A 14,943-nucleotide genomic window follows, 5' to 3' on the forward strand; every position below is an offset into this window, starting at 1 on the left:
GGGCGCATCCCCGACAACTCGCAAGGCGACGAGTCATTCCCATCTTGGGCAACATCGGCCCGCCAGAACCGCTGCCGGGCACCATCGGCAAGCGGGGCCGGCGCTCAGCAACCGCCGTGAGCGAAGAGGCCGACGCGCTCCGCGGTCGGCACAGAAGCCTTCCGGCAAGTCCGTAACACCCCCTAGTCGATGCGGTCTATGCGCACCTGTCCGGCCCGGAAGAGGGGAGACACCGCGCTCGCAAGTTTCATCATGAAGGAACGACTGAAACGTCCGAGTGCGGGCTCGCCCGCATCGAGATAGAAGGACCGCTCGGCGATATCATAATTGTACTCGCTGACGCTGATCCAGGCCCGCTTGAGATCGCTGAGCCCGCCGCGCCGGCATTCGATTTCGGGAACCTCGATCGCGACCTGCTCGGAGCCCGGTTGGCGGCTTGAAATCGCCAGGAGCGCAAGATGGGTCAGACCGTCAGATCCGCGCACTGCGAGGATAACGCAGACGGGTCGATCCTTTCGACCTTCCGTCTCGCCGCGTTCCTGCTGCCACTTCCAGAGGTACGGATACTGGACGATCGTGCCGGGACGCAGGTCACCGGTCATCGTCGTAGCCTTCGCCCGTCGCCAGACGGTCGAGCTCAGCCGAGAACAACGAGGCGACGTCGTCCGGCGTTTCACCGGCGGCGTATGCGCGGCGGGGGTCGCCTTCGCCCCTGATCTTCTGGTAGTGCTCGTAGCTCATCATGACGAAGCGGGGCTTGCGATGCCGCGTGATGACGATCGGCGACTTCGTCGCCGCATCGGTGACTTCGCCGACCTGCTTGTTGAGGTCATTGGTGGTGAAGGCGCGCATGTGAATGCTCCCCGAAAATATCCATGATTTCCATCATATCCATGTTTCCCATGATTTCAAGGGAACCGACGCTCACGCGCCGCCCCCGAACCGCCAGACCGGGATGCCCATCGCCTTCGCCTTGTCGGCCAAGTTGTCGGTGATCCCGGAGCCTGGGAAGACAACGACGCCGATCGGCAGCGCCCTGAGCAATTCGTCGTTGCGCTTGAAAGGCGCCGCCTTGGCGTGCCGCGTCCAGTCGGGCTTGAAGGACACTTGCGGTACCTTGCGCGCATCCGCCCACCTTGAGGCGATGAACTCCGCGCCCTTCGTCGATCCGCCATGGAGCAGCACCAAGTCGGTATGTTTGGCATGTACCTTGTCGAGCACGTCCCAGATCGCCTGGTAGTCGTTGCAGTCGAGGCCGCCGGCGAAGGCGACCTTCACGCCGGCCGGCATCAGAGGCTCGATCTCGATCCGGCGCTTGGCGGCGAGGAAGTCCCGGCTGTCTATGACTGCGGCGGTCAGGTTGCGATGGTTGACCTTCGAACCGGTCCGCGGATGCCACACCGATCCGACATGGGCCTCGAAGAGGTCGGCCGCGTGCTCACGGAAGAACTCCATGGTCTCGCGGCGCTCGATCATGGTCGTGCCCTGGGCGATGAGGCGCTCGAGTTCGACGGAGCGCACCTCCGAGCCGTCCTGTTCCTGCTGGCTCTTGCGCTGGTCGTCCTCATTGCGGTCGAGCTCGCGCTGGATGCGGCCCGCCGCGCGGTGGAACAGGTTGACGGTCGACCAGAGCAGGTCCTCGAGGTCGGGCTCGAGCCGGGTGTCGGCCAGGGTCGCGATGAGGGCATCGAAGATGTCGGCGAGGGCGCCCCGGACCACGGGCTCGTCGGGGAGGGGTCTCGGATCGGGCTCGTCCTGGTGCGGACGGTGGCCGTAGAGCTGCAGTTCGTGGATGACCTGGGATGTCGCGGACGAAGCGTGGATCGGCTCGTCGTCGGGGTGCTGGTCGATCGCCATGGGGATGTCCTCCGTGGGGCGGCGGCCGCGCCCATCGCGGCCTTCGTGGCGATCAGGCGGCGGAGGGGTCGGGCTTGCACCGCCAAGCGCAGCGCGGCGGCCGGAGCATCGCGGAGGAGGGCAGGGCGGCGGCTGTTTTGATTCGCGATGCAAAGGCAGGCTTGCCTGCCGGCGGAAAACAGTTGCCGACCGCACTTGCCGGCCCGGCCGCTCTGACGCCCACTCGCCCTCTAGAAGGCCATGGATGCGGCCCTCTCTCGCCAAGGGACAATCTCCTGCGATCAGCACGACCGGCTCCCCGATGCCGCGCACCTCTTCCCCTCCCGGCGCATTCCGTCACGCCGCGAGCAGGAACCGCGCTCCGTCCTGCGGGACGAGTTGAGACCCCAGATCCTCAGTGAGACTGGGGCTGCCGAGCCGTCGAAGGTCTTCGTTGAAATCGCCCAGCCTCGGCGACAGCGTCAGAACCTCGATCCCGAGCTGCCGCGCACGCCGGCTCAACCGTTCCATCCCACTGCGTCCGGCAGGATCAGCATCGACAGCGACGTAGAGACGCCCCAGCGAAGGCGGGAGCTGGATCGCGGCAAGGTGGTTGGCCGACAGGCCAGCGATCATCGGCATCCTGGGCATGACCATGCGCAGCGACATCATGGTCTCGACGCCTTCGCCGGCCGCCATCACCGGGTTGGATTCGTCGGAGCGCATGCCGAAGCGAACGCCGTTGCCGAGAAGGTCTCCCATCGCCCGCCGCTGCGACGCGACCGGCGCTTTCTCGCCAATGTCGTAGGGATGAAGCCAGGTGCGATGCACGCCGGTGATGCGTCCGCGATCGTCGGTGACGGCTGCGATCAGAGCCGGGAACGTGCGTGTCGGTGCATCATCATGGTCGCGATAATAGCAATGCGGATGGAAACGAAGGAACCGGTCATCGACGATCGCTGAGGCGATGCTACGGTGCTTCAGGTAACCATCGGCCCACGTGTCGGCGATCGGGCGCGCCATGGCGAACAGACGCCGTGCCGCCTCGGCGGTATTGCGCGGCTTCGACGAAAATCGTGATCCAGATAGGGGAGGGGGCTCCGGCAGGGGCAGGCTGAGGAAAGCCCGCGCTTCATCCTTGGCGTCGCGGATGTCGGTGAGGCCACGGTTGAGTGCGATCAGATCCAGCAGGTCGCCATGCTCACCGGTTGCGCCATCGGTCCACTTGCCGGCAGCACCCTTGCCGTAGTCGGGGCCGCTGAGCCTGACATAGAGGGATCGCCCCGGCGTGCCGAGCGTGTCGCCGACAAGCCAATAGCGACCTTCCTTGTGACCGGCACGGAGATAATGCCGGCACACCGCTTCGGCGTGATGCGCGAGGCGGCGTGCCAGCTCGGAGGTCGAGTTGGCGGAGGACATCGTGACGGCCTCCGATCAAGCGGCCGCGCGGTCGATGACCGTCGTGAGCGGGTGGCGATCCAGCAGCCGGCCAACGACATCGAAGCCCGACACGCCGACCGGGACGAAGAAGCGCAGCTTCCAGGCGATGATCTCGCTGAAAAGGCCCATCGCGCGGAGCCGGTCCCGCATGCCCTCAGTGAACCCGGTGAGCTCGACGCGATGATCGTTCATCACGCGCACCCGGCGAAGCTGGAGCCCGTCGGCAAGTTGCAGGACGGCGCGGCCGGCCGAGACCGCCTCCCATGCTTCCCCTGTGGTGAGCGTCGGCGCGCCATCCTGGCCAAGATTGCGATAGAGCGTCGAGAGTGCCGCCGGCGAAATCAGCCGGCCGATGACGCGCTCGCCGTCATCGGTCTGCAGGCGGTAGACCTTGCAGGTCTCGTCGGGGATTCGCTTCCAGATCGGGAGCAGAAGGCCGGTGACGACATGAAACGTCGACGTCGTGAACTCCGGCAGGTCCGCGATCTCGGCAGACCAGGCCGCAACGAAGCTCTCGCGATCCGCTTCCTCCCAATGCGTCTGCGACAGCGCGTCGAGGCCGATCGCATGCCGCTCCGTCGGCCGCAGCAGGCGGACGCGGCGCTCCACCTCGCCGTCGTCGAGCATCAGGCTCGCAGCGGAAACCTGGACGGCGGCGCGGTTCGACTTGGCATTGATCAGCAGCCTGGCATCACGCTCGGCAACGCGCTGCAACGCCTCGTCGAGCGACATCGGCTCGTTGCGATCCTTCCGCGCGATCGTGAAGACGCGGGTTTCGGCGCCGGAGGCGTCATGGACGTAGACGGTGCGGCGCTTGGCGACGACCATGCTGTCGGCCCGCACGGTCTCGACGCCGGCGTCGTAGTGACCCGAGGCAATGGCCCCCTCGATCTTCGCCACCAGGATGGTCTCGAAGACATCGAAGAGCAGGTTTTGCGTGCCGATGGTCAGAGCGAGCAAACGGTTCAGGAAGGTGGTGATCGCCGGCAGCTCCTCCCGGATCGATCCGTCGCTATCGGTCAGCGAAAGGCCCGTGGCGCTCTCGAACTGCTGCAGCGAGCACCCGTCGATCTTGCCAGTGAGGAGGCGCAGATAGAATTGCCGCAGCGCCGCTTTCGCGTAAGCCGATTCGAGATTGTCATCGGCGCGGAACAGGCCCTGGCCGCCGGTCTGGCGCTGGCCCTTGGTGATGGCGCCGAGCGTGTCGAGCCGGCGCGCGATCGTCGACAGGAAGCGCTTTTCCGCCTTCACATTGGTCGCAACCGGACGGAAGAGAGGCGGCTGCGCCTGATTGGTGCGGTTCGTCCGCCCGAGGCCCTGGATGGCCGTGTCGGCTTTCCACCCGGCCTCGAGGAGGTAGTGGACGCGCAGGCGCCGGTTCCGCGCCGAGAGTTCGGCGTGGTAGCTGCGGCCGGTGCCGCCCGCATCGGAGAAGACGAGGATGCGCTTGTCGTCGTCCATGAACGCCTGCGTCTCGGCGAGGTTTGCGGAGCCCGGGCGATTTTCGACGGCAAGGCGATCGAGGCCGTCCTTGCCGGCCTTGCGCACGATACGGCGGGACCGGCCGGTGACCTCTGCGACAATATCCGTCCCGAAGCGCTGGATGATCTGATCGAGTGCGCTCTGGACGGGATCGAGCCCCGCGAGATGCTCGATCATCCGGTCGCGGCGCGCCACGGCCTCGCGGCATTGCACCGGATGGCCATCCTCGAAGACCGGCCGCGACGACAGATTGCCCTCGCTGTCCGTGAAAGGCTGAAAAAGCTGCGTCGGAAAGGAATGCTGGAGATAGTCCAGCACGTATTCCCTCGGCGTCACGTCGACCTGGATATCGCCCCAGTCCTCGGTCGGGATCTCGGCGAGCCGTCGCTCGAGCAGAGCCTCGCCGGTCGACACGATCTGAATAACCGCCGCGTGGCCAGCGGCGAGATCCTGATCGACGGCAGCGATCAGGCTCGGGGTTTTCATCGCGGTAATGAGGTGGCTAAAGAAGCGCTGCTTCGAACTTTCAAACGCCGAGAGCGCGGCCGACATCGCCTGGCCATTGAGCGTGCCCTTGCTCGAGCGGATGTTCGAGGCTTCCATCGCCGCGCGCAGGTTGTTGTGGATGATCTGGAAGGCGCCGGCATAAGCATCGTAGATGCGGATCTGATCGGGGGTGAGCTGATGCTCGACGAGCTCATATTCGACGCCCTCATAGGAGAGCGACCGCGCGGCGTAGAGCCCGAGCGCCTTCAGGTCGCGCGCCAGCACCTCCATCGCGGCGACGCCACCGTCTTCGATGGCGGCGACGAATTCCGCGCGATTGGCGAAGGGGAAGTCGGTGCCGCCCCACAGGCCGAGGCGCTGGGCGTAGGCCAGGTTCTCGACGGTCGTCGCGCCCGTCGCCGAGACGTAGAGGATGCGGGCGTCCGGCAACGCGTGCTGCAGCCGCAGTCCGGCCTTGCCCTGCTGCGAGGCCGCCTGGTCGCCGCGCTCGGTCTTGCCGCCGGCGGCGTTGGCCATGGCGTGGGCCTCGTCGAACACGATCACGCCATCGAAGTCCTTGCCGAGCCAGTCGACGATCTGCTGGACGCGGCTGACCTTACCCTCGCGCTCCTGCGAGCGGATCGTGGCGTAGGTGGTGAACAGGATGCCTTCGTCGAGGCGGATCGCCGAGCCCTGGCGAAACCGCGACAGTGGCGTGACCAGGAGACGTTCCTGGCCGAGGGCCGACCAGTCGCGCTGCGCATCTTCCAGCAGCTTGTCCGACTTCGAGACCCAGACGGCGCGCCGACGGCCGTGCAGCCAATTGTCGAGCAGGACGCCGGCGACCTGGCGGCCCTTACCGGCCCCCGTCCCGTCGCCGAGGAACCAGCCGCGCCTGAAACGAACCGCGTTCTCGGCATCGTCTGGCGCCGCGGCGACCACGTCATAGGTCGCATCGACCGTCCAGGACCCCGCGAGATGACCCGCATGGGCCTCGCCGGCATAGATCACGCTCTCCAGCTGCGCGTCGGAGAGCAGGCCCTCGGTGATCACTTTCGCGGGGAGCCGCGGGCGACAGGCCGGCTTGGGCGGCGCGACCGAGGCCATTGCCGCCGATTGCACCAGAAGGGTCGGATGCGGCATCGCGTCCGGAATCCGGATCGATTGCAGCGCGTAGCCCTCATAGATCGCGTCCGAGAGGCTGCCGCGCTCGGTCGGCGCCCAATCCACGGTCTCGTATGCGAGCTCGACAACCGGCTCGTCAGGCGCCGGCAGCATGGTCGAACGAAGTGGACGCGACGCGGTCGATGGGATCTGGCGCGGCTGCCTGACGATCGACGGGGAGGACGAGCGAGCCGCCGCCATCCCAATGGGCGCGCGCTTCGGCAGCCGCTCGGCGATCCAGTCCAGCAGCATGCCGACGTCGGACGCGGCACCGGGCGAGACCGGAAACGCGCTCGCATCCTCGGCTGGCACCTTGTCGATGACCGTCAGCCTCGTCTCGATCGTCGTGCCGTGAGGCGCGTAGACGCGGCCGTCAATGGCTGCGGAGAACACGACGCGCCCACGTTCCTGGAGGCGGATGAAGCCGTCGCGCCACCGTGGCGCATCCGGCGCCATGCTCGCTCCGGTGATCGCGACCAGTCGGCCGCCGTCCCTCAACCTCGCGAAGGCAGACACGAGATGCTGGAACGCGGCGTCCCGCACTGTCCCATCGACATGAGCGGCAACGGAGAATGGCGGGTTCATCAGGACGACGGTGGGGCCACTGCCCTCGTCGAGCCGATCATCGATCTGGGCCGCATCGTGGTGCGTGACCGTGACCGAAGGAAACAGCATCCCGAGCAGATCCGCGCGCGTCGCGGCAAGCTCGTTGAGCATCATGCTCACGCCAGGCTGCTCCGCAAGAATGGCGAGGAGCCCGGTGCCGGCCGAGGGTTCGAGCACGACGTCCCCGTCCGTGACGCCAGCGGCAACAGCCGCGACGAAGCCGAGGTCGATCGGCGTCGAGAACTGCTGAAAGCTCTGGCTTTCCTCGGAGCGACGGGTCTGGGTCGGCAGCAGCGCCGCGACGCGCGAGAGCATCGCGAGAAGCGCCGCGGGCTTTGCCGCCTGCCGGCGCATGGCCGGGCCATACTTGCGCAGGAACAGGACCTGCGCGGCCTCGCAGGCCTCATAGGCGTCGCGCCAGAGCCACCTGCCATCCGAATCCGAGCCGCCGGTGGCCGCCTCCATCGCACTGCGGAGAATGGGGGTGGTGATGCGGCGCCCGCGTGCGAGCTCTGGCAGAAGGAACTCGGCGGCCGCAAGAATTTGGGCTGCAGTCAATGGGGCGGACGAGGCGGGAGCCGGAGATACAGCGGCACCCGCTGCAGACGAGGGGGAAAGGCCGTTCATGTGGGACGATCCGGGAGAGCTGGGACGGGCAATCCGCCGGTCGCTCTCTCTCAGTCCCGGCCGGATCCCCCCGTTCCGGCCTTTCTCTCACTCTCGGGTCGGCACGCCTGGCCGCGGCACTTGGCGGCGGCCAGCGCGCGGCGGGTCAGGAAACATCGAAGTCATCAGCCAGGCCAAGCTCTTTCAGCCTCGCGACATCTTCGAGACGGACAATTTCGAAGTCGTCGGATCGGTGGCTGAACTCGCCGCGCCACACCTCTCCGAGCGTCGCCCACGCCCCATCCGGCCACACTGCGATATCGTCGGGATGGTACGGCGGCGTCTGCATGGTCGTCCTGCTCATGATCCAGTCTTTCTGAAATTGGTCGGGGTCATTCCCGATGACGCCATAGGAGAGGGCTGGACGGCGCGGTCACCGAGTAGACGAGGGGAACCCCTCGCGGGTTGACCGACACAGCCGGCGAGACCGCTACCAAGGTGGCAATGGAAGGGATGGCCACGGCTCATACACGGGGCATGGGCAAGATGACCGCCAGGACAGACGGTATGCCGGAACCGGAACTATGCCGGATCGCGCCGGAACAGCGGGGACGCCTCCATGGGTACGTGATGAATCGGCGGCGTTAGGCCGCCTGGCGCCACCAGGCGATGCGCTCCTCGCGCGTCGCGCTGGCGAGCCGCAGCAGGAGGTCGCCATGGCACGCTGCCGGCGCGCAGAAGCAGACGAGATCGTGACCGCGAAGCTCGTCGAGAGCTCGAAGAAGATGATGCTGGTCATGCAGCCAGCGCTCATGTTTCGCGATGACGGTCGCACGATCGCCATCGGGGCCAATCCTGAATGGATTGCCCCACTTTGTCCCGCGGCCGATATAGATGGCGCCGTGCGGGACGCCGACCTTGTGCTTGTTGAGAACCTTGCACATCGCCGTCACCTCCTGATCCGCGCTGCAACGGCATGTCGGCGGGACGCAGCCAGGCTTTGCAGGTCACGCTCGACCTCATGGTCGGGGCGGAAACGGCGTGTCCGTTGACCCGCAAAGTGCGGCGTCCAGACAGGACCTGTTGCGGGCGCGTCAGGTCGACGGCGACGTCGCCGGCGGTTCGAGAGGCGGCAGATAGGCGTCGTAGGGGTCCGCATCGGCGAGACGACCAAAGGGGGTCATCGTGAAGTCGGCGCCGTCGCGACCGACGGCACAGATCACGTATCGCGGCGCACCGGTCACCGCGTCAGCACATTCCAGCAAAGCGAGGTTTCCGTCGCGGGCGGCCCGCAGGAGCGTCTGGAAGTTCGCGCGTGCATGGTCGGGTATAGCCATGGCAGGTCTCCTGAATCAAAAGCCCGGCACAGTGGCCGGGCGCAAACGGAGGCGTGAGCAGGGAAGGGGAGGTCAGCCGGGCGCCTGATCGCGCCTCTCGGCGGCACGAATGGCCGCGACCGCCGCGCGAAACTCGGCGGCGCCTTGTTCTTCCGACAGATCGCTGCAAGCGACGACATCGAGACAGGCGGAGCGAATGTCGCTCTCGGTCACCGCGTCCGGGTTGATCGAGGTGAGATCGGGGTCGGCCCCGATCGCCTCGGCAATCTGCTCCTTGACCGCGTGCTCGCGGACACGAAGAAGAACATGCGTGCCGGCATAGAGGGCATCATGCGCATCGTCTCCAAGGAAGTCCTCGACGATGTCGTTGGTGGATTTGCCACGGATGGCGTCAGCCGTGATGACGACGGCCATGCCACCGAAACCGTCCGGACGCATCCGGGTGCAGGTGAAGGCGGAGATGGCGGTGACATGGTCGAGGGTCGGCGAGCGCCGGACGATGTCCTGCAGGATGAATTCCCACGACATCCCGCTGAGGTCGATCTCGACATGGGTGTCGTCATCGGTGAGCGCCGCGATCCTTTCAGAGATATAGGCGTTCACGGTACTCTCGGTGTCGGCCGAGGCGGCGATCGCACGCCGAAGGTCTGGAACCGGGAGCTCGAAGCTGTCGCTCGGACCGATCTCGGCGAAGAGGTACAGACCGTCTCCGTCCGCCTCGGTGTCGAAGATGTGGCCGAGGATCAAGCGCTCGAGCGCCGTCATGTCGGCACTGGGGATGGTCGGTTGGATCACCGTGGGAGAGTGATAGTCAGCCATTAGGTCTGCTCCTGAAATGAAAAGCCTGGCGTGAGGGCCGGGAAGCGGAAAGGACGGACGACGTGTTCGCATCGGCGGATGCGACGGATCGCGATGGTGGACGACGAGCGCGTCACAGGCGGAATGTGCGGACGAGCTCCTGAGCGTTGCGGTGATGTTCGAGCATCACGCGATAGAACTGCTTGCGCTGGGCACGCTTGGCGGGATCGTGCCGGGCTTGTCGCGCGAGCTTGCGAGACGCGGCGCGGACGACGGCTTGCCAGCTCGCATGAACGGTGATGTCGAGCCGAAGATAAGTGCCGTACATGATCAGGCCGCCTCCGTGCTCGCTGCCGCCAGGGCGGGATCGACCTGGAGTTCAAGGCGCTGCGCGCGCCCCATCCAGGGCTCCGGGCGGATGGTCCGAACCCAATCGGCGAAGGACGGGATGAAGCCGAGATCCTCCTGAACGTGCTGTTCGCCGACCCAGCGGGTCGGGATCACACGGCCGGTCGAGAGCGTGATCGTGGTGCCGAAAATGGTCTCCGCCATGAAGATGCCCTCGGCGTGGTGCCGCAAGGCGCGGTGGCGAAAGTCCGCGGTGATCTGCTTCGATGCATCGAACCAGCTATGAATTGCGAGATAGTCCTCGACCGTTCCGCCCCATTTCTTCACCGAGGACAGGGCGTGGTGATAGGGATGTGCCATCGTCGCCTCCTCAGAACTCGTGGACGTAGTTTTCGGTGGCGCTGTAGCGCTCGTTGTAGTCGAGGCTGATCGACCGCTGTTCGACGTCGAATGTGAAATCGCCATAGGCGCCGTCGCCGTCCGGCCATCCGCCATGGGTCTGGCCGAGGAAGTCGTAGGCGAGTTCCTCGATGGCGGCCCGCAGCGACAGCAACTGCGTCCTGGCTTCCGGCTCACCCCACGCAAGCCCGGCTATTTCGACCAGGGTGTCCGGAAGCGAGACGGCCTCGGCTCCCGCGAGGGCGTCGATGCTCTCGATCTGCCCACTATCGCCATAGCCGTCGAAATTGACGGCGACACTGGTGATGCCGGCGGCCGCGAGCGCGTCGAACAGCGTCTCCTTGTTCGATGTGAGACGATCAACGGCCTGCCGATGGCTTTCGTCGAGTTTGCTCGACCAGTCGTCGAGGCCGGCCGGCGTGATCGGCGTAGGGTTGTCCTTGGTCATGATGGGCTCCTGAAAATGAAAAGCCCGGCTCGAAGCCGGGCGGGTTGGGGACGCTTGAGGAGAAGTGTGCACAGGACAAACCGCGGTCGATCACGGCGGCGCCGGGATCACCTGGTATTCGACGGGTCGTCCGTCGACGAAGGTCGGCACCAGCAGGCGAGCACGTTCGCAAGCGGCGTCGGCGTCCCTGCGCTCGAGAAAGCGAAACGCCCGTGCAATCGACAGGGAAGCGCGTGTTCCCCATTCGGGGTCCCAGCCGCACAGGTAGTCCTGTTCGCCGAAGCTGTTGATCACGCGGGCGACGACGAAACCGGTCGGCGGGATGTCGCCGATATCGGGGTCGCGGGCGCCGGCAAGGATCGCTTCGCCCTTGGCGATCGCCGCATGGGCGCGCGGAATCCAGTAGGATCTTTCCTGCCCATCGAGATCGCGGTCCTGGGCGAGCAGTTTCAGCAGCCCGAGCAGGATCTCGAAATGATCGGCCTTGCGAGTGACGCCCTCGCCGAAGTGGCTCGGCACCGGCAACGCGACGCCATAATAGGCGGCGTCGACGCCGGGCCAGATGCCGGACACATAGGTCTCTCCGGCGCTCTCATAGTCGCGCTGCTCGCGCGACCAGTCGTCGTCCTCGATGGCCAGACGGCACGCCTGTGCGAGCGTCTCGGCCTCGTAAGTCTGATGCCGGAAAACCGGCAGGTGGTAGGTGGTCTCGATGGTGAAGGCGGGCATCGTCGTGCTCCTGAAACGAAAGCAGCCCGGCATCGCTGCCGGGCTGCCAGGTTGATGGGGATGGGACATCAGGCGGCGCGCGATGCGCCCGGTCCGGTGGCCATCACGGCGCGAACCTGCGCGGCGAGGGCGGGTATGTCGTCGAGCAGGGACAGCGGCGCGAAGTGATTGGCACCGCCGGTATAGTCGCGGCGATCGCGACAGGTGCGAATGAGAATGCCGGTGTCGGCGCGGGTCACCGGCTGGCAGACCTGCACATAGATCTGCTCGCCATGGAGAGTGATTTCGCCCGAGACGGCGATGCCGCCCTGGTTCGAGCGTAGATCGAAGCGGCCGGCAGGAAGGCGCAATTCAGCGACGAGCTGGCGCAGGCGCGCTCGGGCCGTCGCGTGGAACCGGCGCTTACGTTCAGCGTGATAGGAGCAGTCGGCGTACCAGTCCATCACACGGCCTCCTGCGCCGGAGACCCCGATGCGTCGGCGTCGGCGGATGCATCGCCGAGGTCGTCGACCAGCTCGATGCGGGCCCCGGGGTGTCGGTTCTGCCTGAGCCAGGCATCGGCCGCGGCGCGGTCATCGGCGAGATGGAGAAGCTCGACGGCTTCGCCATAGGGCCGCACGATGCGCCAGCTATCCGGCTTCGGAACGTCGATCACCTTGAACTGCAAGGCGCTGTCGATGCCATGGGTGCGGTGGACGATGACGAGCATGACGCTGGCACCGCCGATGTCGCCCTCATGCAAGGTGATGGTAGCGGGCCAGGCGAACCGGCCGGTTCCGAAGGGCGGGGACTTGCGGATGAGCCGGCCGACGCCGTTTGACCGCTCCCACGCTGCGAGCTTCCTGGTGAAACGTGCGGGCGGCCGTCGGAGAACCGGATGAGGGCGCCGAGCGGCGCGTTGTCGTAGATCGCTTTCGCGGACATGATGAGCTCCAGAAACGACGAAGCCCGGCGCGGGGCCGGGCTCGTCTGCGGGATGATGGGTGAGAAAGTGCCGGGGCGACCGATGCCGCCCCGGCGTGTCAGCGGATCACTCGGCCGCGTCGAGGTGTTCGAGCTCGCCGTCGGGATCGCCATCCGCGCCTTCGTCGGCATCGATGTCGCCGGCGAGGAATTCAGGCAGGTCCTCGTCGCCCGCGTCGCCGGCCGATGCGTCGAGTTCCTCGTCGGACATCTCGCGCGTGCGCAGCGGCTCGGGAAGCCAGCTGGAATCGGCGAGCAGGCGCTGGGCTTCCGCCGCCATGTCGGCCTTCTTCAGGTGGTCGATGAGCTGGGCGGACTGCTCGCCCTTCGCCTCGCGAACCGCCTCGAGGATCCGGACCTTGGGCACGCGGCCGAGATAGTTCTCGACGGTGGGAACCCAGCCGACCGCCGCCATGTCCAGCGTCACGGCGCGCGCCAGATGATCGGCGTGAGCCTGCCGGTCCTTGTTGCGGTTCCAGGGCTCATGCACGGCGTTCACCGAGAGCGACGCGCAGTACGCGAAGAGCGCCTGGCGGCTGTCGCCGTCGAAAGCGACCAGGGCATTCCACAGGTCTGCCGACTTCTCCGGCAGGTGCTTCTGCCATTCTTCGTGCCGCTCGCCGATCGCCTTGGCGGACGGCGTGTCCTTCAGGCCCGGTGCCTGAGCCGTGAAGCCGGTGCTCTTGGCGGTGATCTCGACGCAGGTGTCCGACGCATAGCGGTAGAAGGCGTTCAGCACGAGCACGTGCAGCACCGCGAGGAAGGCCGTGTCGAAATTCGCCCCGACCGCCTCGCGCAGGGCCAGCGTGCGATGCGCCGTCAGCTCGATGATCAGACGCTCGGAAAGCGGACGGAGGGCGTCCTCCTCCGGTTCCGACTCCGCGCCGCCGCTCTCGCCTGCGGGCTCGCCGCCGACGGTGATCGCCGCCTGCGAGGTAGATGCACGAACGCCCGCACCGGGGTTGTCGCCCCCGATCTCCGAGCCGGCATCGGCGTCAGGGGCTACCTCGTCGTCCGGCCTGACGAAGCCACGCTCGATCTCGAGCGCACCATCCTCATCGATACTGACGAACACGCCGGCGCGCGCGATCTCGGCCGTATCGTAGCGAAGCGGGCGATCCTCAAAGGCGGCGATCGCCGTCTCCAACTCGCCGAAGCGCTCGTCGACCTCGTCGGGAAGCTCGTCGGCGCCGTCATACTGCTCGTTCAGCGCATCGAACTCGGCCTTGAGCGCCTCGTAGCCCGCAAGCTCATCCGCCGACATGTCGATCGGTTCACCAACCAGACGGCGCAGGCCGTTTGCGTAGCCGTACTTGAAGTCGAGTGCCGCCGAGACCCATTTCCAGCCCTCGCTCGCGATGGCCTGCGCCTCCACCTTGAGCTTGTCGTCGACCAGCCGGTCGAGAAGCGCCGGATCCTGCAGCCAGCCGCCATGATCGTCGGTGAAGAGATCACGCATCACCACGCCGCCGGCGGCCTCGTAAGCCTCGATTCCGACGAACTGAGCGCGACGGTCGCTGACGCGCACCGCGCTCTCGGTGAGAAGCCTGCGGATGTAATAGGCCTCCTTGTTGTAGGAACGGGACAGGCTGTCCCAGACCTGCTCCTGGCGGGCATGGTCCGAGGAGACGCTGAACGCGGTGAGCTGCTCCAGCGTCATATCCTCGGCCGCATAGACCTCGAGCAGCTTTTCCGAGATGGTCGTGAGCCGCAGCCGCTGCTTGACGACATTGACCGGCACGAAGAAGCGTGCGGCGATCTCCTCCTCGCTAAGGCCCTTGTCGATCAGGGCCTTGAAGCTGCGGAACTGGTCGAGCGGGTGGAGCGCCTGGCGCTGGACGTTCTCGGCAAGCGAATCCTCCTCCGCCGAGGTGCCGGACGAGGCGTCCCCGACGACGCAGGGCACCAACGCAGTCTTGGCGAGGCGCTTCTGCTTCACGAGGAGTTCGAGGGCACGATAGCGGCGGCCGCCGGCGGGAACCTCGTACATGCCGGTCTCGGTTCCCTCCTCGTCGAGCACGGGGCGGACATTCAGGCTCTGCAACAGCTTGCGGCGGGCGATATCCTCCGCCAGTTCCTCGACGCTCACGCCGGCCTTGATCCGGCGAACATTCGCCTGGGACAGGATCAGCTTGTTGAAGGCGATGTCCCGGGCGCCGTTCAGGACGATCTTCTGGATGGCAGGTGCCATGTTCGTTCTCCGTGGCGGACCGGCCGGGAGCCTCTCTCCCCGCCTCCTGATCCGTCACGAAGTGACCCGGCCCCTCTCTCGCTCTCGGCTCGGGCACGAACGGCCGCAGC

The 14,943-nt window shown here is 66.5% G+C and carries 16 protein-coding genes; all 16 read right to left on the bottom strand.

Annotated elements, in window-relative coordinates; translation table 11 throughout:
• Window positions 1-182: 182 nt before the first annotated feature.
• Window positions 183-602 carry a hypothetical protein gene (locus tag V5F48_RS20880; protein ID WP_394015648.1) on the bottom strand — a complete coding sequence of 140 codons (420 nt, stop codon included), beginning with the start codon at window positions 600-602 and terminating at the stop codon, window positions 183-185.
• Entirely contained in the window at window positions 592-852 is a 261-nt protein-coding gene (locus V5F48_RS20885) for a type II toxin-antitoxin system Phd/YefM family antitoxin (RefSeq protein WP_213375205.1), read from the bottom strand. Before V5F48_RS20885 ends, V5F48_RS20880 begins: the two co-directional genes overlap by 11 nt.
• 72 nt (window positions 853-924) lie before the next feature.
• A complete protein-coding gene (locus tag V5F48_RS20890; protein WP_394015646.1) occupies window positions 925-1,857 on the bottom strand; it encodes a DUF2493 domain-containing protein in 933 nt (310 codons plus the stop codon).
• Between the two features lie 336 nt (window positions 1,858-2,193).
• Window positions 2,194-3,255 carry a DUF7146 domain-containing protein gene (locus V5F48_RS20895; protein WP_394015645.1) on the bottom strand — a complete coding sequence of 354 codons (1,062 nt, stop codon included), beginning with the start codon at window positions 3,253-3,255 and terminating at the stop codon, window positions 2,194-2,196.
• Window positions 3,256-3,270: 15 nt separating this feature from the next.
• On the bottom strand, window positions 3,271-7,641 hold the full coding sequence (locus V5F48_RS20900) for a strawberry notch-like NTP hydrolase domain-containing protein (protein ID WP_394085377.1): 4,371 nt from the start codon (window positions 7,639-7,641) through the stop codon (window positions 3,271-3,273).
• A gap of 145 nt (window positions 7,642-7,786) precedes the next feature.
• Complete coding sequence (locus V5F48_RS20905; protein ID WP_394085376.1) at window positions 7,787-7,984, bottom strand: hypothetical protein; 198 nt, start codon at window positions 7,982-7,984, stop codon at window positions 7,787-7,789.
• A gap of 280 nt (window positions 7,985-8,264) precedes the next feature.
• Entirely contained in the window at window positions 8,265-8,564 is a 300-nt protein-coding gene (locus V5F48_RS20910) for a DUF4326 domain-containing protein (RefSeq protein ID WP_394015642.1), read from the bottom strand.
• Between the two features lie 150 nt (window positions 8,565-8,714).
• The gene (locus V5F48_RS20915; protein WP_394015641.1) at window positions 8,715-8,957 is read right to left on the bottom strand and encodes a DUF6117 family protein; all 243 of its coding nucleotides are present in this window, start codon (window positions 8,955-8,957) and stop codon (window positions 8,715-8,717) included.
• Between the two features lie 72 nt (window positions 8,958-9,029).
• A complete protein-coding gene (locus V5F48_RS20920; protein WP_394085375.1) occupies window positions 9,030-9,776 on the bottom strand; it encodes a hypothetical protein in 747 nt (248 codons plus the stop codon).
• 112 nt (window positions 9,777-9,888) lie between these two features.
• Window positions 9,889-10,083, bottom strand: coding sequence for a hypothetical protein (locus V5F48_RS20925; protein WP_213375218.1), 195 nt, complete (start codon window positions 10,081-10,083; stop codon window positions 9,889-9,891).
• 2 nt (window positions 10,084-10,085) lie between these two features.
• Window positions 10,086-10,463 (bottom strand): DUF6915 family protein, encoded by a 378-nt coding sequence (locus V5F48_RS20930; RefSeq protein WP_213375361.1) that lies wholly within the window; start codon window positions 10,461-10,463, stop codon window positions 10,086-10,088.
• Window positions 10,464-10,473: 10 nt separating this feature from the next.
• Entirely contained in the window at window positions 10,474-10,950 is a 477-nt protein-coding gene (locus tag V5F48_RS20935; RefSeq protein WP_394260226.1) for a DUF6878 family protein, read from the bottom strand.
• Between the two features lie 90 nt (window positions 10,951-11,040).
• Entirely contained in the window at window positions 11,041-11,679 is a 639-nt protein-coding gene (locus tag V5F48_RS20940; RefSeq protein ID WP_394260227.1) for a hypothetical protein, read from the bottom strand.
• 68 nt (window positions 11,680-11,747) lie between these two features.
• Window positions 11,748-12,122, bottom strand: a complete 375-nt coding sequence (locus V5F48_RS20945) for a hypothetical protein (protein WP_394260228.1) — start codon at window positions 12,120-12,122, stop codon at window positions 11,748-11,750.
• The gene (locus V5F48_RS20950) at window positions 12,122-12,388 is read right to left on the bottom strand and encodes a hypothetical protein (protein ID WP_394260229.1); all 267 of its coding nucleotides are present in this window, start codon (window positions 12,386-12,388) and stop codon (window positions 12,122-12,124) included. Before V5F48_RS20950 ends, V5F48_RS20945 begins: the two co-directional genes overlap by 1 nt.
• Before the next feature lie 321 nt (window positions 12,389-12,709).
• Entirely contained in the window at window positions 12,710-14,833 is a 2,124-nt protein-coding gene (locus V5F48_RS20955) for a ParB/RepB/Spo0J family partition protein (RefSeq protein ID WP_394260230.1), read from the bottom strand.
• Between the last annotated feature and the right edge of the window lie 110 nt (window positions 14,834-14,943).

It is taken from the genome of Xanthobacter autotrophicus ATCC 700552 (assembly GCF_043194565.1).
Taxonomy (GTDB): Bacteria; Pseudomonadota; Alphaproteobacteria; order Rhizobiales; family Xanthobacteraceae; genus Xanthobacter; species Xanthobacter autotrophicus_F.

Bases quoted from the DNA above. Each gene is read 5' to 3' on its own strand.
- V5F48_RS20900 (WP_394085377.1), bottom strand. From the start codon at position 7,641: ATGAACGGCCTTTCCCCCTCGTCTGCAGCGGGTGCCGCTGTATCTCCG.
- V5F48_RS20885 (WP_213375205.1), bottom strand. From the start codon at position 852: ATGCGCGCCTTCACCACCAATGACCTCAACAAGCAGGTCGGCGAAGTC.
- V5F48_RS20920 (WP_394085375.1), bottom strand. From the start codon at position 9,776: ATGGCTGACTATCACTCTCCCACGGTGATCCAACCGACCATCCCCAGT.
- V5F48_RS20905 (WP_394085376.1), bottom strand. From the start codon at position 7,984: ATGAGCAGGACGACCATGCAGACGCCGCCGTACCATCCCGACGATATC.
- V5F48_RS20895 (WP_394015645.1), bottom strand. From the start codon at position 3,255: ATGTCCTCCGCCAACTCGACCTCCGAGCTGGCACGCCGCCTCGCGCAT.
- V5F48_RS20880 (WP_394015648.1), bottom strand. From the start codon at position 602: ATGACCGGTGACCTGCGTCCCGGCACGATCGTCCAGTATCCGTACCTC.
- V5F48_RS20930 (WP_213375361.1), bottom strand. From the start codon at position 10,463: ATGGCACATCCCTATCACCACGCCCTGTCCTCGGTGAAGAAATGGGGC.
- V5F48_RS20950 (WP_394260229.1), bottom strand. From the start codon at position 12,388: ATGCTCGTCATCGTCCACCGCACCCATGGCATCGACAGCGCCTTGCAG.
- V5F48_RS20955 (WP_394260230.1), bottom strand. From the start codon at position 14,833: ATGGCACCTGCCATCCAGAAGATCGTCCTGAACGGCGCCCGGGACATC.
- V5F48_RS20945 (WP_394260228.1), bottom strand. From the start codon at position 12,122: ATGGACTGGTACGCCGACTGCTCCTATCACGCTGAACGTAAGCGCCGG.
- V5F48_RS20890 (WP_394015646.1), bottom strand. From the start codon at position 1,857: ATGGCGATCGACCAGCACCCCGACGACGAGCCGATCCACGCTTCGTCC.
- V5F48_RS20915 (WP_394015641.1), bottom strand. From the start codon at position 8,957: ATGGCTATACCCGACCATGCACGCGCGAACTTCCAGACGCTCCTGCGG.
- V5F48_RS20935 (WP_394260226.1), bottom strand. From the start codon at position 10,950: ATGACCAAGGACAACCCTACGCCGATCACGCCGGCCGGCCTCGACGAC.
- V5F48_RS20940 (WP_394260227.1), bottom strand. From the start codon at position 11,679: ATGCCCGCCTTCACCATCGAGACCACCTACCACCTGCCGGTTTTCCGG.
- V5F48_RS20910 (WP_394015642.1), bottom strand. From the start codon at position 8,564: ATGTGCAAGGTTCTCAACAAGCACAAGGTCGGCGTCCCGCACGGCGCC.
- V5F48_RS20925 (WP_213375218.1), bottom strand. From the start codon at position 10,083: ATGTACGGCACTTATCTTCGGCTCGACATCACCGTTCATGCGAGCTGG.